This is a genomic window from Pseudomonas sp. NUPR-002 (assembly GCF_056322725.1).
Window position 1 is genome coordinate 1 of record NZ_JBWGWS010000002.1, and the last position, 25333, is coordinate 25333.

At 55.3% G+C, this 25333-nt stretch carries 30 protein-coding genes; 16 read left to right on the top strand and 14 right to left on the bottom strand.

All coding sequences use genetic code 11. The features are described from left to right. The 6 genes from ACVWSC_RS29100 (at position 1) to ACVWSC_RS29125 (ending at position 4422) form a co-directional block, all read left to right on the top strand. Positions 1–1248: a replication initiation protein gene (locus tag ACVWSC_RS29100; RefSeq protein WP_212628895.1), complete on the top strand. Its 1248-nt coding sequence runs from the start codon at positions 1–3 to the stop codon at positions 1246–1248. Between the two features lie 278 nt (positions 1249–1526). After that, complete coding sequence (locus tag ACVWSC_RS29105) at positions 1527–1850, top strand: TrfB-related DNA-binding protein (protein WP_182275391.1); 324 nt, start codon at positions 1527–1529, stop codon at positions 1848–1850. Continuing rightward, positions 1847–2653, top strand: coding sequence for a ParA family protein (locus ACVWSC_RS29110; RefSeq protein WP_212628896.1), 807 nt, complete (start codon positions 1847–1849; stop codon positions 2651–2653). The genes ACVWSC_RS29105 and ACVWSC_RS29110 overlap by 4 nt, the downstream gene beginning before the upstream one ends. Next, positions 2646–3710: a ParB/RepB/Spo0J family partition protein gene (locus ACVWSC_RS29115; RefSeq protein ID WP_212628897.1), complete on the top strand. Its 1065-nt coding sequence runs from the start codon at positions 2646–2648 to the stop codon at positions 3708–3710. Before ACVWSC_RS29110 ends, ACVWSC_RS29115 begins: the two co-directional genes overlap by 8 nt. Continuing rightward, entirely contained in the window at positions 3697–3960 is a 264-nt protein-coding gene (locus ACVWSC_RS29120; protein WP_182275388.1) for a hypothetical protein, read from the top strand. Before ACVWSC_RS29115 ends, ACVWSC_RS29120 begins: the two co-directional genes overlap by 14 nt. Before the next feature lie 183 nt (positions 3961–4143). After that, positions 4144–4422, top strand: coding sequence for a hypothetical protein (locus ACVWSC_RS29125; RefSeq protein WP_212628898.1), 279 nt, complete (start codon positions 4144–4146; stop codon positions 4420–4422). Positions 4423–4436: 14 nt separating this feature from the next. On the opposite strand, the gene ACVWSC_RS29130 is transcribed toward ACVWSC_RS29125, so the two are convergent. After that, the gene (locus ACVWSC_RS29130) at positions 4437–4922 is read right to left on the bottom strand and encodes a hypothetical protein (protein WP_212628899.1); all 486 of its coding nucleotides are present in this window, start codon (positions 4920–4922) and stop codon (positions 4437–4439) included. An 87-nt stretch (positions 4923–5009) separates the two neighbouring features. Beyond that, a complete protein-coding gene (locus ACVWSC_RS29135) occupies positions 5010–5723 on the bottom strand; it encodes a SprT-like domain-containing protein (protein WP_212628900.1) in 714 nt (237 codons plus the stop codon). 593 nt (positions 5724–6316) lie between these two features. Here ACVWSC_RS29135 and ACVWSC_RS29140 point away from each other — a divergent pair. The 10 genes from ACVWSC_RS29140 (at position 6317) to ACVWSC_RS29185 (ending at position 11565) form a co-directional block, all read left to right on the top strand. Then, positions 6317–6874: a plasmid mobilization relaxosome protein MobC gene (locus ACVWSC_RS29140; protein ID WP_212628901.1), complete on the top strand. Its 558-nt coding sequence runs from the start codon at positions 6317–6319 to the stop codon at positions 6872–6874. Next, the gene (locus ACVWSC_RS29145) at positions 6861–7892 is read left to right on the top strand and encodes a relaxase/mobilization nuclease domain-containing protein (RefSeq protein WP_212628902.1); all 1032 of its coding nucleotides are present in this window, start codon (positions 6861–6863) and stop codon (positions 7890–7892) included. Before ACVWSC_RS29140 ends, ACVWSC_RS29145 begins: the two co-directional genes overlap by 14 nt. A gap of 78 nt (positions 7893–7970) precedes the next feature. Next, entirely contained in the window at positions 7971–8222 is a 252-nt protein-coding gene (locus ACVWSC_RS29150) for a hypothetical protein (protein ID WP_212628903.1), read from the top strand. Beyond that, a complete protein-coding gene (locus tag ACVWSC_RS29155) occupies positions 8209–8547 on the top strand; it encodes a hypothetical protein (protein ID WP_212628904.1) in 339 nt (112 codons plus the stop codon). Before ACVWSC_RS29150 ends, ACVWSC_RS29155 begins: the two co-directional genes overlap by 14 nt. Positions 8548–8637: 90 nt before the next feature. Continuing rightward, the gene (locus ACVWSC_RS29160) at positions 8638–9168 is read left to right on the top strand and encodes a PBECR2 nuclease fold domain-containing protein (protein WP_212628905.1); all 531 of its coding nucleotides are present in this window, start codon (positions 8638–8640) and stop codon (positions 9166–9168) included. A 404-nt stretch (positions 9169–9572) separates the two neighbouring features. Next, positions 9573–10208, top strand: a complete 636-nt coding sequence (locus ACVWSC_RS29165; RefSeq protein WP_212628906.1) for a recombinase family protein — start codon at positions 9573–9575, stop codon at positions 10206–10208. Positions 10209–10288: 80 nt separating this feature from the next. Further along, on the top strand, positions 10289–10471 hold the full coding sequence (locus ACVWSC_RS29170) for a hypothetical protein (RefSeq protein WP_212628907.1): 183 nt from the start codon (positions 10289–10291) through the stop codon (positions 10469–10471). Next, positions 10461–10640 (top strand): hypothetical protein, encoded by a 180-nt coding sequence (locus ACVWSC_RS29175; protein ID WP_212628908.1) that lies wholly within the window; start codon positions 10461–10463, stop codon positions 10638–10640. Before ACVWSC_RS29170 ends, ACVWSC_RS29175 begins: the two co-directional genes overlap by 11 nt. Positions 10641–10669: 29 nt before the next feature. Then, the gene (locus ACVWSC_RS29180) at positions 10670–10891 is read left to right on the top strand and encodes a DUF3717 domain-containing protein (RefSeq protein ID WP_212628909.1); all 222 of its coding nucleotides are present in this window, start codon (positions 10670–10672) and stop codon (positions 10889–10891) included. Between the two features lie 125 nt (positions 10892–11016). Then, the gene (locus ACVWSC_RS29185; RefSeq protein WP_212628910.1) at positions 11017–11565 is read left to right on the top strand and encodes a hypothetical protein; all 549 of its coding nucleotides are present in this window, start codon (positions 11017–11019) and stop codon (positions 11563–11565) included. A 45-nt stretch (positions 11566–11610) separates the two neighbouring features. On the opposite strand, the gene ACVWSC_RS29190 is transcribed toward ACVWSC_RS29185, so the two are convergent. From ACVWSC_RS29190 to ACVWSC_RS29245, 12 genes are all read right to left on the bottom strand, one after another. Further along, positions 11611–12243 carry a transglycosylase SLT domain-containing protein gene (locus ACVWSC_RS29190; protein WP_212628911.1) on the bottom strand — a complete coding sequence of 211 codons (633 nt, stop codon included), beginning with the start codon at positions 12241–12243 and terminating at the stop codon, positions 11611–11613. After that, positions 12240–14405 carry an LPD7 domain-containing protein gene (locus ACVWSC_RS29195; RefSeq protein WP_212628912.1) on the bottom strand — a complete coding sequence of 722 codons (2166 nt, stop codon included), beginning with the start codon at positions 14403–14405 and terminating at the stop codon, positions 12240–12242. The genes ACVWSC_RS29190 and ACVWSC_RS29195 overlap by 4 nt, the downstream gene beginning before the upstream one ends. Positions 14406–14424: 19 nt before the next feature. Further along, positions 14425–16335, bottom strand: coding sequence for a type IV secretory system conjugative DNA transfer family protein (locus ACVWSC_RS29200; RefSeq protein WP_250036193.1), 1911 nt, complete (start codon positions 16333–16335; stop codon positions 14425–14427). A 9-nt stretch (positions 16336–16344) separates the two neighbouring features. Next, positions 16345–17391, bottom strand: a complete 1047-nt coding sequence (virB11, locus tag ACVWSC_RS29205; protein WP_212628914.1) for a P-type DNA transfer ATPase VirB11 — start codon at positions 17389–17391, stop codon at positions 16345–16347. Beyond that, entirely contained in the window at positions 17388–18599 is a 1212-nt protein-coding gene (locus ACVWSC_RS29210) for a TrbI/VirB10 family protein (protein ID WP_212628915.1), read from the bottom strand. Before ACVWSC_RS29210 ends, virB11 begins: the two co-directional genes overlap by 4 nt. Continuing rightward, positions 18596–19405: a TrbG/VirB9 family P-type conjugative transfer protein gene (locus tag ACVWSC_RS29215; RefSeq protein ID WP_182275402.1), complete on the bottom strand. Its 810-nt coding sequence runs from the start codon at positions 19403–19405 to the stop codon at positions 18596–18598. The genes ACVWSC_RS29210 and ACVWSC_RS29215 overlap by 4 nt, the downstream gene beginning before the upstream one ends. Before the next feature lie 2 nt (positions 19406–19407). Continuing rightward, the gene (locus ACVWSC_RS29220; protein ID WP_212628916.1) at positions 19408–20301 is read right to left on the bottom strand and encodes a VirB8 family type IV secretion system protein; all 894 of its coding nucleotides are present in this window, start codon (positions 20299–20301) and stop codon (positions 19408–19410) included. Continuing rightward, a complete protein-coding gene (locus ACVWSC_RS29225) occupies positions 20301–20486 on the bottom strand; it encodes a hypothetical protein (protein WP_182408785.1) in 186 nt (61 codons plus the stop codon). The genes ACVWSC_RS29220 and ACVWSC_RS29225 overlap by 1 nt, the downstream gene beginning before the upstream one ends. A 133-nt stretch (positions 20487–20619) precedes the next feature. Further along, entirely contained in the window at positions 20620–21570 is a 951-nt protein-coding gene (locus tag ACVWSC_RS29230; protein WP_182275400.1) for a TrbL/VirB6 family protein, read from the bottom strand. 210 nt (positions 21571–21780) lie between these two features. Further along, the gene (locus tag ACVWSC_RS29235) at positions 21781–22512 is read right to left on the bottom strand and encodes a TrbJ/VirB5 family protein (protein WP_212628917.1); all 732 of its coding nucleotides are present in this window, start codon (positions 22510–22512) and stop codon (positions 21781–21783) included. Continuing rightward, a complete protein-coding gene (locus ACVWSC_RS29240) occupies positions 22509–24944 on the bottom strand; it encodes a VirB4 family type IV secretion/conjugal transfer ATPase (RefSeq protein WP_182275398.1) in 2436 nt (811 codons plus the stop codon). Before ACVWSC_RS29240 ends, ACVWSC_RS29235 begins: the two co-directional genes overlap by 4 nt. Further along, positions 24941–25309 carry a VirB3 family type IV secretion system protein gene (locus ACVWSC_RS29245; RefSeq protein WP_182275397.1) on the bottom strand — a complete coding sequence of 123 codons (369 nt, stop codon included), beginning with the start codon at positions 25307–25309 and terminating at the stop codon, positions 24941–24943. Before ACVWSC_RS29245 ends, ACVWSC_RS29240 begins: the two co-directional genes overlap by 4 nt. Between the last annotated feature and the right edge of the window lie 24 nt (positions 25310–25333).

The following is a 25333-nucleotide window of genomic DNA, read 5'->3' on the forward strand; positions in this document are numbered from 1 at the left end:
ATGGCCCTAAGAGTCAAAGACACAGCCGTCTCTGCTCGGCCCAATCAGCGCTTTTTCCAGGAAGGCACCGCCCTTAATCGCGTCCTCCAGGAATGCCCCTATCTGCCCCGTTGCAGCGATGACAAAACCGCTGCGCGCATCCTGCCGCGTGAATACGCCGTCTGCTATCCGTATATGCAGATCAACCGGGAAGGCATGGTGTCGTGGCTAATCTTCGACCTGGACCACTACAACGCGCTGATTTGGGATGACGCCGGGCTACCGCCACCGAATCTGATAGTGCGCAATAGGCGTACAGGCGGAACACACCTCTATTACGCCATTATCCCGGTATGCACTACCGACAACGCCCGCAGTCGGCCCATTAACTACCTGAAAGCCATCTACAAGGCTTTCGTGGCAGCGCTCGATGCCGATCCCAATTACCATGGCGGCCCAGTCGCTAAGACGCCTGGCCATCCATGGTGGCAGACCCAGGAACTGCATAACCACGTCTACGAGCTGGCCGACCTGGCCGAGTGCGTAGACCTGGAGCCGATCACCCCATGGGGCAAAGGACCAGACTACGAAGCGGCTTCCCACTCGCGGCATTGTATGTTGTTCGAGAACCTGCGGTTCTACGCCTACAGCATCGTCAACTTGGAGCGCGATAAAGGCTCCTATGACCACTTTGTCCGGCGCTTAACCGCCCATGCACACAACGCTAACCGCTTTGGCGGGCGCGGCTCGTTTGTCACTGACCTACCGCTGTCCTCGATCCGGTCAACGGTCAAATCCGTCGCCCGGTGGACCTGGAGCAAGTACACGGGCAACAGCCGGTGCCACCGTGGCGTGATGGAGCTAGACAAAAGCCTTCCCCTGGTCGAGCGGCAACGCCTAGCGGCCAAACGCACGCACCAGGAGCGACACAAGGCCACAGAATCCAAGATCCGTGCCGCGTGTCGCATCCTATTGCAACAGGGCAAGCCGCTTGCTCAAGCGGCCATTGCGAGCCTTGCAGGCGTCACCAGGCAGACGGTGGCCACCTATCGACACATCCTCACCGAAGCCCGCGTTAACAACGTGGTGCCTTTCAACGCCGGCGTTTTAAGCCAGGCGGCCAGATCCGCCCCGACTGACCAGCCAGAGACAGGCCAGGCCGGGAAAATTAGCGATGTTAAGTATGGTGCCAATCAGATACCTGCCCCTAGGCGGCGCGGTAAGCGACGCCCAAGGCAGCTGCTTTTAGCCTTTGATGATCCCCCATAAAGCATAGTGCGGTGGCTGATGGGGAGTGATTCGACACACCGTAGACACGTTTCCCCACACCTAAACCTGCAAGGTGCGTGCGCTGGCCAGGTGATCCAGAACAACGCGACTACGGAAAGAAAATCCCGTCCCCGCAGCTTGATAACCGGTTATCTGGCGTAAGGGTTTATCTGTTTACTCAAGGCAAAACTTAACCTATTCTGTCAGTATTCCAGGCGGCAACCTGGACGGCTAACAAGATGGGAGTTAGTGACTTATGGCTAGATCGAGGCAAAGCCATGCGACGAAAAGAGCGACTGACACCGCAGGACTTCGACACGCTCAAGGCCCATATGGGCTCGCGGTGGAAGCCTGCGAACATCGAGGCGGTGCGCCAAGTCATGGTCGAGGGGCGTAAGCAGAAGGACATAGCCGCCGATCTTGGCGTTACGGAGAAAGCCGTCTCGCAGATGGTGAAGAAAGCATACGACTTGCACCAGGAACATGGCACAGCGCCGGAAGGCTGGGTAACAGTCTTTGCCACCCTACCCCCTGACCTGGCGGAACACGTCAGGCAGATGGAACAAACCGCACGGGCAAACTTGAGCAGAGGCAAACAATGAACGTACCGCGCAAATTCAAGCAGAAATCATGGGTTAACCAAAAGGGCGGCAGTGGTAAGTCGATCCTGTCCTATAACGATGCGTTTTACCTGGCTGAACTGGGCAAGCGCGTGCTGTACCTGGACGGCGACGAACAAGGCAACGGCAGCAAGCGTCTGGCGCAATACGCTGTGCCTGGCATGGTGGCGTCTGATCTTTTCAAAGACACCCCTCTCGAAGCCATCCAGCCAGTTGAGGGGCAAACCCTTAGCGTCCTGATGGGTGACAAAGGTCTGATCAAGGCCGAGCGCACCACGATGGACGATGAAGAAATGGTAGCCCTGGTGCGTGCTCAAATCGGTCGTATCGCGGAGCATTTCGATTATGTGATTGTCGATACCGCTGGTTCTAACAGCCGTGTGGCTAACGCGTTCCTGGTCAGCTCTGATTACGTAGCCATCCCGTGTCGGATCGACGATTACAGCATTGATGTGGCTAAAGAGGTCTTGAAGCGGATTGCGTTCATTCAGCAGCAGTGGAACCCGCACCTGGTAAGCCTGGGCATTTTGCCCAATGAGTTTGACGCGACCCAGCCAGCACAAACCGAATGGCTCAAGCAGTTGATGACCCATTTCCGCAAGTACCTGTTCGGCGGTTTGGTCAAGAAAAGCGCGGCATTGAAGGAAGCCGCGGCTGAAGGCGTGCCGGTGTGGCGCTTGCGCGATGAGAAAGGCCAGATCAAAACCGCTGCGCGTACGTCCGGTAAAGAGGTGCGCGCCGTATTTGAAATGATGATGAAAACGATGGAGCAGGCCAATGGCTAAGAAACTGGACCTCACCGACCTGGCGAATTTTGACCCGACGCCGGTAGCAGCACCGGCCACCTCGGGCGCGAGCGCTGGCCCTGTCCAGGTGCCAACGGGCGACGTTATCCCGGACCCGAAACAGCCGCGTAAGAAGTTCGACCAAGCCAAGCTTGAAAAACTGGCCAAGACCATTAAAGCCAGTCGCCTTAACCAGCCGGTCACGGTTCGGCCAAAAAACGCCGATGGCAAATACGTGATTGTCATGGGTGAACGCCGGTGGCGTGCTTGTACCCTTGCCGGATTGGAAACCATGCCGGTTATCTTCGGGGACAAGGCCGATGGTTATGACCAGGTGACAGAGAACACCGAGCAGGAGCCTCTAACCACGATGGAGCTTGCGCGCTTTATTGCGGAGAAGGTCGAGGAAGGCGACAAACGATCCTATATCGCCGAACGTCTCGGGATGCGCGCCGATGCGGTATCGCAACACCTGGCACTGGCGACGGCACCGGATTTCATTCAGCAGCTGGGCGACGATACGCAGATCGGTGGCCGAACCCTGTACGAATTGATCCAGGCACACAAAGAGTATCCCGCCGAGGTCGAGCGGTTCGCTCAGCAGCCAGCCGAGGAAATCACACGGGCATCGCTGGGGCGCCTGGTGGAGCAGTTGCGCACACGCGAAGCGCTGCAAGCCGACGCGGATGCACAAGCCAAGGCGCAAGCCGAGGCGAAGGCCCAGCAGAGCGACAATGCGCCAAGCGGGGGCCAGAACAACGGTCCTGCTAATAAGGAGGAAACCACAGGGCCGAAACCTGATGGTGACGGACATTTAGAACGTCCGTTGGACCTGCCGCCAGCGGTGCAGCCAACACCAGCAACCCCGGAACCCAAAGCCCAGGACGGTGGCCAAGCTTGGCCAGTGGTTAAAATCCTGGTCGAGGGCCGGGCCGCCAGCCTCACCCCTACCGGCATTGTCCAGGTGGTTTATGCTGACACGGGCGAGATTGGCGAGGTCGATTTGTCGACCGTCCAAATCTTGAGCGTGGAGGATCGCAGGAATGAAAGCTCATAAGGTAGCTACTGGATCACTGCGACTGGCAGCGTTCTCGCTGCTGTCGCTTATTCGTCCGGCAGTGGTGCTAGCCCTGGAGGTCGTTGCAGCGCTTTCGCTGCTGGGCTTCCTGGCCTGTGCCTTGTTCGGGGAATGGTTCATATTCACCGTATTCCTGGTGGCGGGCGTGGTATCTACGGCTTTGGCCTGGAGCTATGACGCCCTGCTAAGCCGCCTGGTCCCCTTCGGCTACGGCTTCCTATCAGAGTGACTGAATGCCATGTATTCCAGGATCAACCAGGCCAGGCCATTGCCTGGCCGTTTTATTTGAATACCCTAACGCATATATGCTCTAGGTTAGCTCATGCCTGCCACGCTAATCCGGTTGGCCAGGGTATTGGCGGCGGAAACGACCTGCCGCATACTGGTTGCATATACAGTACAAGGAGCCAATATGTTTTGGGATTACGAGCAGTTGCCGGAGGTGCCCGCCGACATTCTCGACCAGTTGGAAGGTCGAGGCGTTGACGCGGGAGACATAAGCGACCGCGAGCGTTCAGCGCTACAACGAGTGATCGCTATTAACCAGCGCCTCTATCGCCGGGCATGGGAGCTTGAACACCAGGTAGAGGAACTGGAGACCCACGGGCAGTACATGCGACAGCAGATTGTCGGTCTGGTCCAGCTAACGCGGCGACTAGGCTACGAGCCATCTACCAAACCGCCACGGTAAGTGGCGCAGACTCCCTATACAGATCCTTTCACTGCCTCTCTTGCGCGGTCGTCGTACTCTTCCTTGTACCGCTCTCGGATCACCGTCATTTCATCTATGAGCGACTGCACCTGCGGGGCTAGCGCGGCTTCGAAGTCGGCCAAGTCTGCTTGGCCTACGGTGGATTTCGTCGCCGCTGTCCGGCCAGGTGTGCCGAAAGTCACTAGAGCGGCACGCAGCGCAACCCCTCGGCCTATCAGCCGGGTGCATAGGTGCTCCGCGACCGTTGGGGTTATGTCTAACCCATCGTCGCGGGCGGCTCTAAGTGCCGCAAACATCAGCTCTCGTTTGCACCGCTTGTGCGCGGCTGCTACCTGCGCCCCACACCGCCCCGCTATATGGCGCAACGTCTCAACGCCACCGGTACGGTTGAACAGGAACCGTTCCAGCAGTTCGCCATAAGCGGCTTTGACTTCCGTTTCATAGACGTGCAACAGGGTTTCACGCTCTGGTATCTGCATGGCGGCTTCTCCGGTGGCATATAGCTATACCCTAACACATATATGCGTTAGGGTATAGCTAAAGCGCCATCCGGCGATAGCGCCGGGCTATTCAACCTCTTGGAATCGCTGAGAGCATTCCCCGCAGATCAGGTGCAAGCCAGGCTTGGCCCACACGTTGATTTTGTTTTCACAGGCGCAACTATATTTGGCGCGGGTCTGCTTTGATGGTGACGGTTCCGTCAGTTCGGGGGCCTGGATGTTCTCAGGGTCTACCCCGTCCACCGCCCCTTCCAATGCAGCTTGCAGGAGTTCGGCGGGCACATGGCGCCCAGGGCGTTGGTCAGCCCATGTGATTTTGAATGAGGTGGCCAGCAACTTTTCTAAAGCCTGTTCGAATGCACCGCCTTCTATGGGGTAATCGGCCATGCGCTCGCCGGTTTGCTTCCCGCCTGGCTTGCCGGTATCGCTGGGCATCAAGCCCACGGCTTTCATTTTGTCGCCCCACTCCCGATTGTGATAGCGGCGGCGGCCTGGCTTACCGAAGTGGTGCTGCCACAGATGCACCATTTCATGCACCATCGTTTGCATGACCTCTTTCAGAGGGATGATGCCGAAGTAGGCCGGGTTCAACGCGATTTCATCGGTTTTCGATTTGTCGCCCTGGTTAAAAAAACGCTCAGCCGAAAAATAGCCGTAGGTTTTTTTCTCGCGCTGGAGCGTGATTAGGCAGGGGGGCAATTGGCCGCTGAAAAGCTCCGCGTTGAAATGCGCGTAGGCTCGGTCTAGCTCGTCATAGGCGTCTTTCGTGGGGATCATCATCGGCCAATCTCCTTTGGATTGTACAAACCAATTATAGTATAACTTTGGTTTGTACAATCCATTTTATTGGTTTGTACAAACCAAATTTTGTCATGACAAATTTTTCGGCCCGATACAACGCCACCTCAAAAGCCCCCCCACCGGCCCCGCTGCCCTCGATTCGGGGCGGTAAAGCCGCGCCCCTCACCCTGCGCACATTCGTGCTTCGGGCTGCGCTTCGCTTGTCATCGGCCGGGCCGGTGGGGGAGAGCAAAAGCCAGATCCGCGCCCGCCGTCGAAATTTGTTTTCCGTAGTAGCAATGGGGCGACCAGGCGGCGCTGCCGGTTCTGGTTTGTACAATCCAAAAATCGAACAGGCGACCAGGCGGGGGCGGGCCGCGCTCTGCGCGGCCAAGAGCCTGGCCCGCGATTGCCACCTCTACGTTTCCGTAGAGGTGGATGCCCTTTTTTGCCATGGCAAAAAAGTGGCTTGGTGTAGGAGCTAATGCAGGATAGACTAATCGTCGAAAGGTGCAGCACCTTCGGTGCGCACGTCCTCGGGCGCTGTGCGCCCTGCGGTCCTCGTTCTTCGAACTGCGGGAGGGGCAGAAGCCATGCCATCAAAGAAACCGCTCCTATCGGCGCGGGTAGATCCAGACACGAAAAGCCTCTTTGACAAGCGGGCGGCGTCATTGAACATGACGACAGCCGCGCTACTGGAAAAGCTGGTGGAGGCATTTCTACAGAAGCCATCGCCCGAGCCTTCGGCGATGGCCAAGGCCGAACCCGCCGAAGCAGGGAAGGCTAAAGCGCGGGTGGATGTTCCACTGGCACCATCAGAAGGTAAGGCGCTGGAACAGTTGGCGGGGGAAATGGGATGGTCAAGGTCCAAATATCTGGCCCAGCTTTTCCGCGTACATCTCTCTAGTGAACCGAGATTCAGCGAGAAAGAATTGCTGGAGCTAAGACAAGTGACCATGCAGCTTTCGGCGCTTGGTCGTAACGTCAACCAGATTGCCCGTGCTCTCAATGTGAGCCTGGATCATGCAAACCAGGCTCATGCTGTGCAGTGGGAAACCATGCACAAGGTCATCGACTTGCACCGGCAGTTCGTCAAACGTCTGGTGAAAAGCAACCTGGACTATTGGGGGATGAACGATGGCGAGCAATGACGCGGGCGGGTTCTCCCGCGACCAAGAACACAACATTGAATTCGCCTTTGGGCATCGCAAGCCAAAAGGGCAGAGACTGACGCTAGGGAAGGGCGCGGCAAAAGCTCAGGCCTGGCGCACGGTACGCAAGGTGCCCGAGGTCATGGTGCGGGTATCGGGCGGCGGGAAGACGAGCCAGCACGTAAAAGCTCACTTCGATTACATATCCCGAAATGGAAAGCTCGACATGGTTAATGACCAGGGCGAACTTATCCGGGGCAAGGATCAAGTGGGCGACCTATTCGACTCTTGGGATATGGACTTATCGAAGGGGCAGGGCAAGCTCAAACAGGCGTTCAATGTCGTGCTGTCCATGCCTGCCGGAACAGATCCGCAGAAGGTACTGGCAGCGGCTCAGGGCTTTGCGCGGGAAACGCTGTATGGAAAACACCAATATGCAATGGTTCTGCATACCCCTGAAACGGACCCGCACAAGGATGCTCCACCACACCCCCATGTTCACCTAATCATCAAGGCCGAGGGGTATGACGGGAGACGCCTACACATCCGCAAAGCGACCTTGCAGGCCTGGCGGGAAACCTTCGCGGAGCAGCTTAGAGATAGGGGCATTGAAGCTAACGCTACGCCAAGGTCGATCCGAGGTGTTACCAGGAAGGGCAAGACCGCAGCTATATATCACCTGGAGCAGCGCGGGGCTTCACTTGTCCAAGCCGAGAAGGTGAAGCAAGCCGCGAAGGAATTGAATGATGGTGACACGGAGTTGAAGCCGTGGGAGAAGGCCATTATCAACCGGCGGCAAAAGACGCTGCGTGAAATGCTCCAGGCCGCGAATACGTATGAAGCGGAAGGGGACGCGGACCTGGCCAAAGCTATTCGCGAACATGCGGCTTCAATGCCTCGACCGGAAACCGAGCGGCACGCAATCAAGAAGGCCATTGTTCAGAAGATCAAGGAAGGTCGTGGGAAGGATCGCGGCCAGGAGCAAACCGCACCAGATCGAGACGGGAAAGAGCGTTAACAGAAATGGCTTTTCTGTATGCGCACTTTTGTGTTATTTGTTGTGCGTGGATTGGTACCACCTACCCCCGGAGGGAGCATGAAACAGAAGCTCAGCATGGGCCAAGTGGTTTTGGCCTGGATCAACATCATCGTAGGAACCGGCACAGCAATACTCGGCTTGTGGGCCTTCCTGGCTACCTTGACCGATTGGGACTTGAAAATGTCCTGCTACTACCTGTTCGCAATCGCATTCGGTTCCTTCTTTGTATGGAGCGGCGCACGTAAAATTCGCGGACAGCACCTCAAGCCAGCGCAAACCGCCTCGGAGGTCGATCATGAGACGCCGTGAATTCCTTGCTTTGAATTACACCACCGACGTTAAAACGCTGATGACCGTAGAGTGCGATTCGGGTTTTAGCGTTGAAGTGTTTGGCGATGGGGCCAACGGCAGCTATGAATGGCGCCTGGTGGATGAAGCAGGCTTAGTGGAGCAGCATTCCGATTGTGGCTATGGCATCCCTGCCATTGCCTTGCGGGATGGCCTTATCGCTTACTACGGGATGCCACGGGATGATTCAGAGCTGGAGCATGTAGATTTCCGTCCTGCCAAGGGCAAGTTACTGCGTCAAGCCGACGCCCCAAAATCGCTACCACGGAAAGAAAATGGCGAGTGATAAAACAGGCTCGAACCCTACTAGTCGCAACGTGATTTGTAAGTCATGGCACAATGATGACTCCACGACGCCAAGATTGAGCACTGACGATTGAGCACGGATATTTTCCTACCCAAGATTTCCGAAGTGAAAGGCCAAGTTACGTGGCTTGATAGCGGTCTGCCTGACCTGCGAACTCTGCCACGTGAGCTTCGTACGCAGGCCCTCGACGAAGTGACCGCAGCGACCACCCATGAAGACGCTATCGAGGTAACTGCTCAGCATTTGGGGTTCATTGATCCTGCGATTCTGTCCGTAACCGTCGAGACCCCTATGGGGGATGTGACGATACAACGTAACAGCATCTATCACATTGTCGAAAAGCGGTTAGATGCTCGCGAACGATATGTGAGAATGGCTTTAGATACGCTCACAGGGCCGCTGGAGGTTTGGAAGGTGGCCTTTACGGATGGTACTAACCGCCTGGCTTTCATCGGTGCATATGAGTCAAAGCGTCAAATGCTGGTAAGCGTCGTTTTCTTCGAGGGGCTGATGCTCTGGAATTTTATGCACACGGACGCTAAATCGCTCAACAAACATCGTCATGGCGAGTTGTTGTTCAAACGCTACACACTTTTTTGAAGGCAAGAAAAAGGGCTACTAGCGACAGTAGCCCTTGAATAGATGCTTGATATTCATATTCACACCCTCAAGCAGGGGTGTGGAGGTCTCACCCTACGCCGATGTTCAGCCATCGCCGGGGTTCCTACGCCAGTCATTGCCGCTGAAGGCCACTGGTTTCGCGCTCACTTGCAATCATATACAAGGTGACACTTGTGTCAATCAAATTTGATGAATTGCCGTGATTTCCCGGGACCTTTGGTGATCCAGGATGATGCCGGCAGATGGCTCCTACGCTGCCGATGCAGTTATCAGATAGGTCTACCCAAACGAGAGTGCCCACAGTGTACGGGTTGATTTATCATTTGCCGGAAAATCATTAGTCAAACGATAGGTTATCGTTCAGCTTTGTTTATTGGGGTCAAATGATAAATAGCCAATGCCGCCTTTATTTGCGGGCCAGTACCAAAGACCAGGACGAGCAGCGAGCCAGGTTCGCCCTGGAGCAATTCGCGGCTGAACGTCAGTTGTCCATCGTCGGGGTTTACGCAGACTCCATATCCGGTACCAAGATAGATCGGCCTGCGCTGGCCAAGCTGCTGGATGAAGCGGAGCCGGGCGACGTGTTGCTATGCGAGAGCGTTGACCGGCTTTCCCGGCTATCCCGAGCCGACTGGCGCCGGTTGCGCCAGATGATCGAAGACAAAGGCATGCGCTTGGTTGTCGCGGACTTGCCCACTACACATTTGCTTATCGGGGGCAATGACGTTACCGGCCAACTCCTTTCGGTTATCAATGATCTATTGCTTGACTTGATGGCCACCCAAGCCAGGATCGACCAGGAAAAGCGTGTGGAGCGAATACGCGAGGGGTTGGCCAACAAGAGAAGGAGAGGGGAGCCGGTAGGGGGCAGGGGCCGCAATCAGGCCAAGTGGGCCGCCGTTGAACGACGGCTGAAAGAGAACCTGGCTATGGCCGATATCGCCAAGCTATGCGACGTGGGCATAGCCACGGTCTATCGAATCCGCGCTGAGGTCAACAAAAAATCAATTTCTGACTAGCCATATTAGCAATATCTGCGCTAACACTTTTGGCAAAAGTGTCGTATCATAAATGCGTATTCTGTTAAGGAGACGCACCAATGAACCGCGCAGACTCTCACCGCAAACCGCAACTGTTTAACGTCCTGGACAGTACCGGCCAGGTCGTCTTTCAAGGCACCATAAATGGCTGTTCCCACTGGGTCGATTTGCACGCGCGCGGCAAGGTCTGCGTAGAGCGCGTGCGCCGCTCGATTCGCAAGGGGGTGCGGTATGTCCACTAAGAAAAGCCCCGAGCAACAGCGCGTCATCGAGCGTGTGAAGTGTACCCGAGTCATCGACCTGGCCACACTCAGCGGCGAGGAAGTGCGCGCATTCTGCGCGTTTCAGCCGTCCCGCTTTCTTGTTACGTTGCACCAGGTCTGGAGTGGCCAGGCGCAAACGCCACCATGACCACGGCGTCAGTACAGAGGAAATCAGCCATGAACGCCACCGATACCATTACCCGTCAAGCATTGTCCGAAGCCTTGCGCCGGTGCTGTGACCAGCACCCAGCAGCAGACAACCACCACCGCTTGCATCCCGATGCGTCGCTGATGGCCGACCTGTTCGGCCTCATGCTGCACTATGGGAACACATCGACCGCAGCTGCCGAGGTTGACCCCGCAATCATCGCCGCCTATGAACGCTGGAGCGGTGCGTGACCGGGAATTGTTCCCGATTTTAAGAGTCTTACCACCCCCAGGCTAAAGCCAGAAACCCAACATCTTGTGTCGATCGCAGCTGCCGGCGACACAAGATGTTGGGTTATCACCAAGGAGAGAGGCATATGACCGATACCCCCAATCTGCACCACCTGGCAACCCAGGTGATCGACGCGGCAAAGGAGGATGTGAAAGGAATTTACAAGGGTGAACTAGACCGCGACCAACTGTATTTTCACTTGCTCCAGATGGACCCGGACCTACTGGCGGAAGTGGTCCCAGCGCTTCGCGACCTGGAAGACCAGGACTATGCCGGGGTTATGGGAGTAGTCATTGAAAGGCTCCAGGTGGACAACATTGTTACCCATGGCCAGCCCGCTATGTGGATTCAGGTCACGCCAAGTCAGGAAGGTATGCACCCCAGTTCATCCGAGGGGGATCGCCGTTGGATTCGCCTGGCGACTATCGAAGAGGTCCACCCGCAACCGATCATCGCTATAGGCAACGACAGCCGCCATTGGCAGCGTGCCGTGCAGATCCTGGCTAATGAGAAGCGGTACCACGTCACGCCGACTTTGTTTAAAGGGCTTGCAGTCAAGCACGTAGTCGACAAGGTGTTGGCCCTGGTGAACCATGCTGTCAGCGAAGAAAACCGCCGCAGGATGCAGCTCTAACCCATCTCACGCGAGCAATGAAAAGCCCCGGTAACCGGGGCTTTTTCATTGTGCTGCTATCGCCATTTGCGTAGCGGGCGTGCCTGGCGGGGGAAGCTGGAACCGCTTCCATCCAGCCAACACCAGGTCGGGGTAATCACGCTTGCCCCGGCTGCCATTGTAGCGCCCTAAAGCGAGGAACAGGTCACCGCCTTCGGTATCCAGGTAGTGACGAAGGATTGCACAACCGTACCGCAGGTTTGTGCGCAGGTGGAACAGGTTGTCGGTAGGCCGATCAACCACTTTCAACCAGAACGGCATGACCTGCATGTAGCCCCTAGCACCGGCGCTGGACACCGCATACTTGCGGAACCGACTTTCCACGTACAGAAGGCCCAAAACCATTTCAGGGTCAAGGCCCGCCCTTGTCGCCTCATAGTGGACGGCCAGCAAGAGCTTTTCACGCTCACCAGGGTTAGGCACCCAATCAACCAGGCGGGGAAGCTGAGCAGTTAGCCAGGCTTCCTTCGCTGCTACGGAAAGAAAAGATCCGTCCGGGGTGGCCTGGTCACTGACGGCCAGACTTAACCCCGCACGAACCGATGCGGAAATCTGTTCCTCGGCCTGCGCCCCGGCGCTGGCCACCCCAGGGGCAGCCAGTACCGAGAGCAGGAGGAACGCCAGGGGAAGGCGCCTCAACGGGCGGCCTCCCTCTGCTTGGCATTACGTGGCTCCGCTTGTACCTGTTCCTTCCCCTGCTGCTTGACCAGCTGGGCTTCGCGGATCTTAGGCGCCGGTACTGGATCGCCGTGCGCGATGCGTTCAGCCATGGCCAGCTGCGCGACCGCTACGAACCGTTCTTGTTCTTCCTTGTTGTTCGGCCATTGCCGTTCGGCAAACTTGTGCGCCGCCGCTACAGTGCCGTAGGCCGGGGCCAATTCCGGGTGCTTGCCAACCACTTCGCTGCGGTCGCCATATACGAAGGCTTGCGCCTTATCGACCGAACCCACTTTCCAGGTATTGCGGATCGCATCGACTTCACGGGTACCAATCTGCTGGCCCTGGTCATCGAACACTTTTTCCTTGGCGGTAACGTCCTTGCTGGCCACCTTTTCCAACGCGATGGTTTCCCCAGGCTTGGCCTGGCTATCGCGCATGGCTCGTTCCAGGTCTTTACCCCACACCACCTGCTCGCCCGCCTCGGTCGAAACCTTGACGTAATAGCTCTGGTCTTTCTTGTCGTTGAACTGATAGGGGGCTTTGCCGTGCTCGAGGAGTTGCCCAGTAGTCACACCGGCACGAATGCTGAAATCCTTGAGCCGGGAAACATCCGGGCCACGCTCGCCCTTGCTCTGTTCGGTGCTGACGGCGGCGACAGGGGCGGCCTGGCCTGGCAACTGACGATCACCTGCAGGTGATTTAGGCGGACGCTGGCCAGCGTCCTTATCGCGCTCGGTACCAGCCTCTAGGCTGTTTTCTTTGGCAGTGTCCTTGACCAGCTTAGCCAGGTGCGCTTTCTCGATGGCAGTAGGACGGTAGCCGCTCACTTCCAGGCCGTTCATGGAGGCTTCCAGCCACGCAGCACGGCGGAATTCCTCGGTGCCTTTAACGGTGATTTTCTCCCAGCCACGCGCCTTGGCAATGTCCACCATGGAAGCTATCACTTCCTGGTTTTCACTCTTCGTGGCGAGTTTCTGGCCCTTGTCATCGAAGGCTGCTGTCTTATCGGGGAAATAGAACTTGTTGTCCACCTGGACAAACCGTTGTTTGACATGCTCGGGAATGGCCTTCTCACGCGCTGTAACGGCTTCTTTGTTGAAACGAAGGGGTTGGCCAGCGTCGGCTGAATCGCGACTGTCAGGGCCTACCAGGGGCATCGGCTCGCGGGTGCGCTCTGCCAGGCCCAGCGTTTCCCGTTCTAGGCGTACACGCTCACGTTGGCGGGCTGCAAACAAACGTGCCTCAGCATCTGCCGACTCCAGGGCGGGAGCGGCGCGCTGGGCTTCCAGATCCGCACGGCGTCGGCTTGCAAAGTCTTTGGCCTGGCTGTCCAGTTCAGGCGTAGTTGGAGGCTGTTGAACGACAGTAGTGTCCAGCCGCGGATTCTGCGCAGCCGTGCGCAAGTTGTCGCGCTGCTGGCCAACCAGCGCGGACAGTTCCGGGTCGATATCAGCGTCGCGGGAAACGCCGCTTTCTACGCTGTTTTCGCGTGCGGGAGCAGGAGCAGGAACCTTGGCCATCAGTGGAATACCGTTCTGCTTGAGCGCGTCGACCGCCGAAAGAGGATTATCCTTGTCGGCGGTCTTGGCATTGATATCGGCCCCGGCTTCGATCAAGCGGTTGGCCGTGCGGCCATCCTTGGCGGATGCTGCCGCGTGCAGGGGCGTAACGCGGTCCTGGTCGCGTGCATTGACGTTGGCCCCGGCCTCGATCAACGTCTTTGCCACCTCGGCATTACCGGCCTTCACAGCAGACAGGAGCGGGGTTTCGCCCTTGACCTGGCCAGCCTCCAAGTCCGATTTCGAAACCTTCGCCTCGATGTTGGCCCCGGCCTCGATCAGCACCTTAGCCGCCTGCGGGGTCAGGGCCGGATCGTGCATAACCGTCTTGCCGCTGGGCAAACGCATGTTCACGTCTGCCCCACGCAATACCAGACCTTCCAGGAGCATTTGACCATTGATTTTCTCACCGGTCGAAAGCTGGCCACGAACGGCGGAAAGAAGAAGAGGCACGCCATTATCCAGCGGCTCTTTCATGTTCGCGCTCAGAGATTTATTCGAGTCGATGATTGCCAGTGCGGTATCGACGTTGTTTTCACGCAGCGCCGTTACAAGACCTTCTTTATCAGCTTTAGTAGCCATAAGTTACGTTCCTTCTGCGTCAGTCAGCGATTGAATTAATAAAGGAGCCAAACAGTTCTTGCATTTCCTCGTCAGTGGCGGGTTCGTTTTCGGGTAGTTCGATTTTTTCAAAGTCAATATTGTAATCAGTGAGGGACAGTTTATCTATAGTTTCAATGTCATCAGCAACGATTTCCCGATCAACGTACTTAAGCAGCTGGCCATCAACTTCAGTTATTTCTTCTTTGGCCGGTTTAGGCTTTGGTTTTGCCACTCTGGCGGCAGGAGGAGTGTATTCTGCTACCGGTTGAACATGCGGCGGAAGCAATCGTTTCTTGAACACCTTTTCCTTATAATAGAAAACTTTCTCGCACAGAATGGCGTTCATGTTTTCCACAAAGATGATTTGGCGCTTCTTACCAATCTGGCGTACCTCTTGAGGTAGCAGCAAGGCACGTTTCGTTTCAGACGTATTAGTAGATCCGCCTTTCATGTCGAATTTTGGGCGTGAATGGGATTTAGCTTTAACCGTAGTGTCACCAAGCATTTCAGACACAGTGCGGGCATGCTCTTTGTTCTTAGGGGCGAATACGATTTCAGCACCCAAGCATTCAATGATCGTTTTGGCAACCTCGATTCCGTAGGTTGCGATCAACTGGGAAATAGATTGAACAATGATGAACGGGCGAATGTTATAGCCGCCCATGTATCCGATAGCTTTGGCTATCACTGGCATTCGTCCGGGGGCCGTGAATTCGTCCATGATCCAAGCCAATTGGTATTTAAGTTCGGGGTTATCTTCGGGCATTTCATCCATGTTCAATTCAAGAATCTGCTGCGCAAACAGGTTCAAGAGCAACGACAGATAATCCAAGTCTTTCGGTAGAATGCCCAGGTAGATAGTAATCTTTTGTTTCCGTAGCAAGCGCAGGTCAACGGAGCTACGGCAAGTTGCAGCGTCTACCAGAGGGTTAAGCCACAACTCTAACTTAGCGGTGAAGGTCTTACGAATAGACGATTGCGTATTACCGCTAGTGAAAATGAAATCATATAGCGCAGCCTTGCAGGCCGAACTAAGCGGCATAGCGGATTCGTCGCGTTGCTCGATAATTTCTTTCCAGTGTTCACCAACGGTTTCACCTTCACCGAACATGATTTGCCGGACAATCTCCCCGAATGTTCGGGGCAGGCTTGGAGTTTCAAATACGTACAAAGCCAGACCTAGGAACAGAGTGCGGCAAGAGGCTGGCCAAAATGGGTCACCGTCTGCCGGATCTGGTGACAGCATATTGCCGATTTTTTGCAGATCGTTAACGCGCAGCATCGGATCGTCTGACACGTAGTCGAGCGGGTTCCATTGCATGGTGCGCATTTCGGGGTCTACAGGACTAAACAGGTAGACATCGCTGAATGTCTGCCGGAACCCCGAGGTCAGCCGGTAAGACTCCTTCCGCACGTCCAGCAGCACGACGCTATCAGGCCAGCTCAGCATGTTGGGCTGCACCACACCAACGCCTTTACCAGAGCGCGGCGGGGCCGACAGGAGCGCACCCAGCTGGCCCGACAGCATCAGAAAGCGGCCCCGCCATTTGCCGATAATAAAACCATGCTCGCCAAGCAACTTGTTCCGCTTGATTTCGGCGGTATTGGCGAACCGCGCATCACCGTGCAACTTACGGTTGATCGGAGCAACACAGATTCCAATTACGATAAGCGGCGGAATGAATCCCGCCACCGTGCAGATACTCAGCCACTTCTTAACCTGTGGTTGAGCACCGTAATAAACCCAATAGTCAATGATAGTCTTGGGTGTTGCATTGAATGGCGGTTCGCCAATTTTCCAGAGGAACCAATAACCAGCGAGATACAGCCCGAGAACTACGCCCATAACACCAAGAACGGTAAAGGCCTTTACCTTGGCATTGAAGCTGTCCAGTTCGTTCAACAACATATAACCCCCTTATCCCGCTACCTGGATCGCGTATTCAGGATCGTAGTAAATCTGGCTTACATACGGTTTGCCGTGTTCATCGCGTTCGCACTGAATAACGATGTTAATCAGCATGTAAAGGTCTTTGATGATTAGGTCTTGAGAGAGTTGGCTACCTTCAGGGCTGGCCTGAATCATATTGGCCATGCGGCGGAATGCCATTTTCGGGCTGTTGGCGTGAAAGCTGGCCATGGTGCCAGGGTGGCCGCTGTTCACAACATTCTGAAAAAAGAAATACGCCTCGTCGCCGCGAATCTCAGCTAACAGCACTCGGCTTGGAAACTGACGCAGCGTAGAAGCCAGCACGCCCTTCACCCGCAATTTTTCCGATGCGTCTGTACTCCTAGTGAACTTCAAGTTCACTTGGTTACGGTGTGGCAGACGAGATTCGCGGGTATCTTCTACGGTAATAAGGCGTTCGGTTTCCGGGATCTTATGCCCTAATGCGTTCATCAGTGCAGTTTTGCCCGAGCCTGTTTCACCGACAAAGAAAATATTTTGCTTTTCTACCACGGCGGTGCAAAGGAACCCCACCACATCCTTAGCTTGAAACAGTTCAAGCAGCGTGCGCTCTTTTGGCGTCAGTTCGCGGTTCAGCTCGGCCCGTACCTCTGCACTGATACCGCGTGTTTGAACCCATTGGGTACGCTTAAAACTACCAAAGCCGATAATATCCTCAAGCGTGAAAGCCTTCCCTTTGGGGGGAAGGCGTATTGTGATACTTGGGGTTTCTGTGACTGGCGGCAAGGTGATTTCTATTCGCTGCCCTGCTGGAAGTTCAGCGCTGATGATTGGCTCGCGAGGCTGGCCCGAAAAGTTCGCTACCAGTCGGCTAAGTTCTTCACACCACTGGTAGTCAAGCTCCAGCATCCTGACGTACTCCCAATGCCCATGGGTATAGGTGCAAAGCTCGAACGGTTTGTTGATGCAGAGTTCGTTGTAATCCCCGTTGAGATATTCGTTTAGTAACTCAAGATGGATCTCGACCGTATGCAGTCCATCGTTGTTATCGGTCATTCTTTGTACTCCAGGCTATAAACCTTCCCGAAATCAATATCCCGCGCCACATAGATAAAAATGTTCGCGCCCTGGTTACGAGTCAGGGTGTTCGGAATATTGGCGGCTTCCTTGAAAATCTCGGTGGCCAAGTCCTGCCCACCGCTGCGGGTGTTGCCCAGGTTGATAGTGGTGTTCTGGCTATCGTTGCTTTGCTGGGTCGCTTCCAGGTATGCGCCTACGTCGTCAATGAGGCTCAGCGCGACGATAGGCCCCCAGCGTTCGGCCAAGTGGTAGTCAATGTCGCCTGTGACGCCGGTACGGCCAAGTTCATCGGTGGCCGCGGAACTCAGGTTGAACGCAACATTGTTTGGCATCGGAGTGCGGCCACGGGTCCACACAATCGGCAGACGCCGATTTCCGCGAGCCAGGCCCATGAGTTGCTGGCCGGTGTAGATGGTGCCGCGCTCGGCCACAATGGCGCTGTGATCGGCAGACCACAGGTCATCGGTTTGGATGCACTGCACCATGCCAACCAGTGACGAGTCCAGGGCCGGGCGCACAGTGCAAGGGATAGCCTCGCCCTGGTAAACCATCAGTCCAGGGTCGCCCAGTCGGTACGCTTCCACAGGGTCCATCTGTGCGGATTGCAGCGACTGCGAGAGACGATCACCAGGGTTGGCCTGGCCACCTTGCCCGGGTTGTCCAGCAACGGCCTGGTACTGGCCACCCGGCTGTCCCCCAGCACGGGCAGAAGTAGCGGCAGCGCTCGATGCCGAACCGGAGCCATCGAGCTTGAATTTCACCGACGACGACAGACGTTCTTCCCGCTCGATCTGCGCCGGCGATTTCACCGGCTGGCCATTGCTGCCCCGTGCGTTGACGTTAGGCGGCGGAGGTGCAGTCTGACCGCCCTGTTGCGAACTGGCGGGCGCATCCAGCGCGCCGACCTTGAGAGGCGGCAACTGTGCGTTGGCCGTTTGGGTAGTGTCGACGTCGCGGTCTTTACGCTCCTGGCGCTCTTTGATAAGACCGGCGTAGTAGGTGAATAACAGCCATCCAGCAAAGCCCAAGATACAGACACCGGCAATGATATTGGTGACACGGGCTTGAACCCGCATACCTTTATTAACCGATGCAATCTTGCGGTCGCCTTGAATGGACTGTTCTTCAACTACTTCGTCCTCTTCTTCTTCGACTTCATCCCTACGGTTCCATGGCATTCTCATTGTTCGGCCTCCTTCAACACACGCTCAACATGCGGTGATTGTGTTTTGGTTTTAGGGCGATCACCGCCGCGTGGGTCATATGACTCGTTGTAAATACAGGTCACAAGCTCGCCACTACGGAAAATAAATTTCGCTTTCACATCATGAATCACTACAACGTCGTCGTTGACGTTGTAATTAGCCATGACTTCCTTGCCTTCCTCGTTTTCGTAGTAAATTTGCGGAATCTTGGCCCGAGGTGGGAAGGTCACGTATGTAGCCAAACCGTTATCGACCACACGCGTAGGCTCGATAGTTGTAGCGCCTTCGACAGTCCAGTTATCGCTTTGGTGGCGGCCATCGCCTTGGGCCAGCATCTTCTTAACCAGGTCAGCTTGGCCCTTAGCGCGACGGTTTTGCAGGTCATCTTCCGGGTAGCGGTACTGGATGAACTCATAGTTCACTTCTTTAGGACCGGCTAGCACCATGTCCAAGTTGTAAACACGTTTGTTAGTGAGAATGTGAATGTTGGTGTTGGGGCTACCCCTGGATGGCTTCATAAAGAAGCCGTTTCCGGCTGTGATCGCTCCGACATTCCAGGCGTCAGTATATCCACCGCCCATGTCCAAGATGCGTTCGCCAGGTGCGAACATAACCAGAGTGTCACGGCCTATTCGGGCTTTCACGGTCACATAGTCGTAAGGGTCGTAGTCAACGAATCGAATACGCTTGTCCTTGGTTGACGCTACCGGGGTCGATGCCGCGATAGCTTGATAGTTCCAGGTGCAGCCGATAAGAACTGCAAGCGCGATAGGGGTGATTTTCATGGCTACTCCCTCCCGTCAGTTGGCGAGTAGGCTGGTGCGGACAAACCCGAGCGCTGCGCGGGTTGATACGGTGCCGCTTGAACTTGGCGGCGAGATTCTGAACTCGGCGCACTCAACACCTGGTTAGTGTTGTACTGGGTGATTTGCAGGCCAATATCATTAACCCGGCGCTGTTCCTCAGACTTTGGCAAATTCACCATTTTAAATGCTACGTCTGCAATCCAATGCGTCACCGCTGGAATGCCATTTGCCGTAACAGTACGTTTAAAGTGAATTTGAGCGGTATCCACAATTCCTTGTGTGTTTTCCCGTGGCGAGATAGTTTCAATCTGAACCTTAACGGTCGCCTTGTTGCCGTAGACATTCAACGGGCCATCCGGGTTTTCAGTATCCCAGTATTTACCCCACTGCGACTGCAACTGTGGTGACATAAAAGCAGCGGCACAGAAGTAGTCACTTTCCGCCATGTCCTTGATATAGCGTTCACGGCAAACCGCGAATGTATTAAGTGCGCGCCGCAACAGCGCATCTTCGTACTTGTCCTTGACTTCCTCCAAGGAGCGCAGCGGGTTGATAGCGCCGGTTGTCTCGTTCATGACGAGAACTTGCGGAGGCGGTGGAGGCACCATTGCCGTTTCAACTGCTCGATGGGCTACCCACAAACTACCGAACGCGAAGACGACAGCCAGGCCCGCGACGCGAAACGACCATTTGACCATTTTGTCTTTGCGTTCGATTTCGGTATCCGCCCAGGACTGGGACGCCTGGAGGATTTGCTGTATGTCTTCGTGAGATTCCACGAACTCTTGAATGGTCGCCAGGAACCGCTGTAACGACGCTTCGTCGCCTGCGGTTCTTGGGGCATCGGACTGTTTACGTTTTTTGCGGACTTCCATTAGCCGTCTCCCAGGTCGAAAGCATTAAGGGCGAGGGCCTGGCCGCAGCTGGGGAAGGTAATTCCGGCTTGGCGGTCTGCGTTGATTGGGCGGCGATCCTTGCCATCGCAGCTAGGGGGCTGATGGGCGCAACCAGCTGCGGCTACGGCGACGGTCAGGGCGAGTACACGTAAAACGATCTTCATTTTTGCATTCCTCACACGCACAAAAAAGACGGATACATAGCAACACTTTACTATGTTCCGTCTATGCAGAAAAGGCATTTCTGTAGTTAGGCAGGCGTCCATGCCTTGGTTTCCCCGTAAACGCGACCAGCGGTTAGACCTTGATATGGCCGCCCCGTGGCCGCTTCTTATCGCGGTTGCGGTTCGGATCGCGAGGACGACGGCGAGGCATGAGCGAGCGCAGCGACCGAGTCAGGAAGCGGGCAGCCAAGCGCCCAGCGCCGTAGGAATTGAACGACACGCCACCGGCCAGGCCGCCCGCTTTTGATGGAATCTGTACCAGGCACAGAAGGGAAATCGCGCCGGTTACCAGGAACGGGAACAACTGGCTAACCTGCGCGGTATTGGTGATAGCAGCTGCACCGGTTGATGCTCGTTCATACAGGGTCATCACTAAGGCGTTAGCGGCAATGGTCATAATGATAACCAGGGCATAGTTAGCGAGTTGCTGCACCCAGCGGCTAAAGAAATCGGACGTAGATTGGAACATCAGCGAGAAGATGAACAATGGTCCGATTGCCATGATGATTGCCAATGCGATTTTGGCACCGACGATCAAAAAGCACGCATAGGCCGTCACCAATATTGTTTGGCCCCAAACCAGGATGGCGACCATATACATACCAGGGTCACCGACCAAAATACCGGCCTGGTCCCAAAACTTTTTACCGGCTTCAAAGCCTTTACCCAGGATGCTATCCAGCGAACCAAAAATGGTGCTGGTATCAGAAGCGCCGAAGAACGACTGTCCAAGTTCCAACGGGGCTACGCTAAACGTGTTAACGACATACTGGTTGTATGCGGCAAACTGAAAGCCGACATAGAGGATAATCACCATCTTTAGGATGCGCTGTAACCCATCCATCATAGGTTCTTTGGTGCCACCTCTCAGCAACGCATAGCCCCAAAACATTACGTACACGGCCAGTAAGGTGTTTACCGCAGGTGCAATAGCGTTTGCGACGGCGACGACGTTCTGCGTGATGAACGTGTTAGTCATTCCGTCTACGAACGTCAGCACCTGCGTATAGGTTTGCGTAGCCATAGCCTAGACTCCGAGTTATTGCCCCTTTGCAGGGGCTTTTTTAAACGAGTCCGGGGCGCTGGTATCCAGACTTGGGAAAGAAGTCTCGCCGGACCTTTCGGCCCGGCATTCAGCGTCACAAACCACCTTGTCTTTTTCGTCCCAGCAACCCGAGAGGCAGACCAGGACAGCAGCGAGAGCAAAAAACCGTTTCATATTTTCTTTCCGTAGTCAGTTGTTAGGTATCGAGGTATCCAGGGCGGGAAAACTATCGTTACTTCCGCTCACCTGCATACGCATTTCGTTTTGCATTTGACGCGCTGCGGCATCATTCGCTTGCGTCAGTTGCAGAACGCTTTGTAATTGCGCCTGGTCATTCTGCAATTTGGCCTGTTCGGACTGTGCCACAGCTTGCAGGTCCATAATCGCCTTCGGGTCAGTTGATGAATTGATACTGGAGGAAAGGCGTTGCAGGGTCTGCACACGTGTTGCGGAGTTGTTATAAGCCGCCTGGCCAAGCGCTTGTTGGTTTGCACTCATATTGCGCATGTTCGATAGATAACTTTGCATCTGTGGTGACAAAGACGCTGCTTCGGAAGAAGAAAGGACAGATTGCGACTCACGTATCTGGTTAGCCGAAGCGGCCAAGTCGCCGTAAGTCGGGCCACTGTTGCTGTTCAACAGAGCCATGCTTTCATCCCAGTTATCCGGCAGACCATTGCGCGGCGAGTCGGACATAAGCCCACCCATGCCGCGATTACCGGTCAACGAACCGTATTGTTGCTTGGACACTTCAAGGTTGTTCTGTATCTCGCTCAGTTGGTTGCTCAGAATCACGCCATTCGCGATGGCTTTCTCAATGGCCAGGCCGTCGATAACAGGCACAACATCAGCAAGGGCGGCCCCCGAGCTAATCACGGTGGCCAGTCCAATGGCAACAGTAATGCGTTTGAAGTTCATCATGATTTTCTCTCCGCAGCTTTGAAGTGTGGTAGCCAGTTTTCTGGCTCGTCGCCGTATTCAGCACGCAAGGCGTCGACCAGGGCGACCGTGTGTTTCTTACTCGACAGCACGTCAAGTTCAAACTTCATACCTTCCATATCGAACTTGCAGACCACAGAACTGTGACCTTGTTGCAACACGAAGATCCGGCTGGACTCCGGGTCCGTCTCTTTCACAAGCTGGAACACCCGGTCAGACACGCCGAGCGTCTTGTATTGCTCGTAATCCGCCTTGTCGTTGGGGAACAGGATTTTGTTTGGCGTCTGCTCGATCAAGGTGTGAGCGATTGGGCTTTTGAGCGCGTCCTTTGGCGACTGGGAGTCCAGCACAACGAACCCGTTGTTCTTACGGATCGTTTTCAACTGATCTTCTACGAAGTCCTGGAACGGCGCGTCGCCCAGGGCCTTCCAGAATTCAGCGATGAACAGGGCGAATCGCCGACCATCTACCAACGACTGCACCAAGTGGAACAGGTACATATTGATCGGGGCGCGCAGCTCGTCACTGTTCAGAAACGCGGTCACGTCGAAGCCTGTAATGAGCGCATCGCCCAGCGACCCGGCCAGCGTGTCGGTCTTGTTGTCGAACACCCAGGCGTTTTCGCCATCAGGTTGGCCAGCACGACGCGCATAGCACCAACGCTGGAGGCGCTTGTAAATGATCGAATCCACGTCCAGGAAATCCAGCACCCGGCCCAAGCGCCGGTGTTCCAGATCCTTGCGCAGTACCGAGTTAACCGCCGCCTCGATCCGCTCCACGTCGGTTACGTCCAATGCGTCTACGTTCCCTTGCGGCGCCGCAAGGTAGAGCGTCAGACGCTTGAGGAAAGGCATGGTGATAGGGTTGTCTTTGTCCAGCTGGAACGGGTTCCAGTTGGTCGGAACGCCGCTTTGAACGGGGTAATACCGCCCGCCGAGGGCACGAATGATGATTTCCGTATCCCGGTCTTTTGTGAACAGCACGCAGGTAGCGCCGAACTTGGTAAGCATGGCCAGGTTGAATGCCACCCATGCGGTTTTCCCCGACCCAGTGGGGCCGAGCACCATGGTATGACCCACGTCCTTAATTTTAACGTCGTTCTTGTCCTGCGGATCAGAGGAATGGAACGAGAAATAATAGGGCGTTCCCGCTGTAGTCATATACATAGTTAACGCATCCCCCCAGTGGTTGTTTGTCAACCGACCGGACGGGAAATTATGCAGCGGAGCAAACCCGCTAAAGTTTTTGCTGTTAATGCCCGACACTCGCGGACGGTCCTTGAACTGGCCGGGGAATTGCGCCCAAAAAGCCGATACAATGGCCAAGTCTTCCCGAACGGGTGTCATGCCAGTATCACCCAAGATATCAATGGCGTCCGCCACATTGTCATTAAGCCCTTCAACCGTATCGGACTTAACGAACAAATTGAAATGATGTTCGCCCATAACTATGCGGCGCGAAGCCAAGTCGTCGAGCGCATCGTCAATTTCATCAATCTGCGAAGTTGCATCATCTTCGGCAGCTTCCATGCGGCTTTGAGCTATGCGCATGGTTCGGCGTGCGGATTCTTGCTTGATAAAGCTAAAGGATTGCGTCAACACAAAATCATAAGGTGCATTGAGCAATTCATTAAGGAACACCGGGCCGGTTTCAGCCGGGTAAGTGCCTATCCCGAGCATGGCCCCAAAATAGGTACTGGTAGCGCCGCGAACCTCGACCGTTTCATTACCCCAGAACGGACGAGAAGCGGGCAGGAGCTTACGCAGCGGCGCCTGGCCAATTGCAACGCGCTGCCAGCGCCCATTCAGCAAGAAGCCCATGAATTCCATGGGTTCAGAGCAGTAGATGCCTTGATGCTTGTAGATACCCAGCTTTTCGGCATCGTAGCGGCGCAGCGTTCGCATGACTTGGCGAACGACCTTATCCAGCTTCTCTACCGCCTGTTCGCGTTCGGCCTGGCGGCTGGACTTATCGGCCTTCGACACCAGGTTAAACATGGCGCTGCCAATAGCGGACGGGAACGGTCGGTAAACCACTGTCAAATAAAGCTCATTGACGCGCAGTTTTTCGCCTGACAGTCGAGACGAGTATTTATCGTTAAGGTCTTTGGCAAACCCTTGTGGAAACTCACCTGGAGGAAATCTATGTTCCCTACGGCGAATAATATGTTGCCACACTCCGACGTTGTGACTTGATATGTTTTTGAGCAAGGCATTAAGGCGCTTATGCCAAATGTTTACTTGCTCGTCATCTGCACTTTCAAAACTTGCGCCGGTCAGGCGGATTACTTGCATGTAATCCCGGTTCTTCGTCATCACCGTGTGGCGGTCTACGTGAACCTCAAACGGAAGCCGCTCAGCAACTGGCGGTTCATGTTTGATAACCTTTTTCCTCAAACTCTCGGCAAAGCTCATATCAATCCCCTTTTCTGGAGTTTGCGCAATTTACGCTTACTCAGTTTCTTTCCGACGTTGAACTCCAGGGGGCTATAGGTAGCGGCGCGCCAGTAATAGAAGTTGCCGAGGAACGCAAACGCCTTAGTTCTACCCCATAGGTAGATCAGTTCAAACGCCCGAGGGTCGTAGAGACAGATGCAATACAGCACCAGGTGAATGGGGATGAAGGCCAGCAGCCACAACAAATTTTTCGTGAATACGAAACATTCGATGGTGAACATCATGTTGATGATGAAGGCTTGCCAGGTGACTCCCCAGCGCATCGTGGGACGCGTAGGCCCCACGAACAAGGTATCAACTAGGATTCCGTCGTTCTTATCCATGTGGGGCCTCGCTTGGGTGTGGCT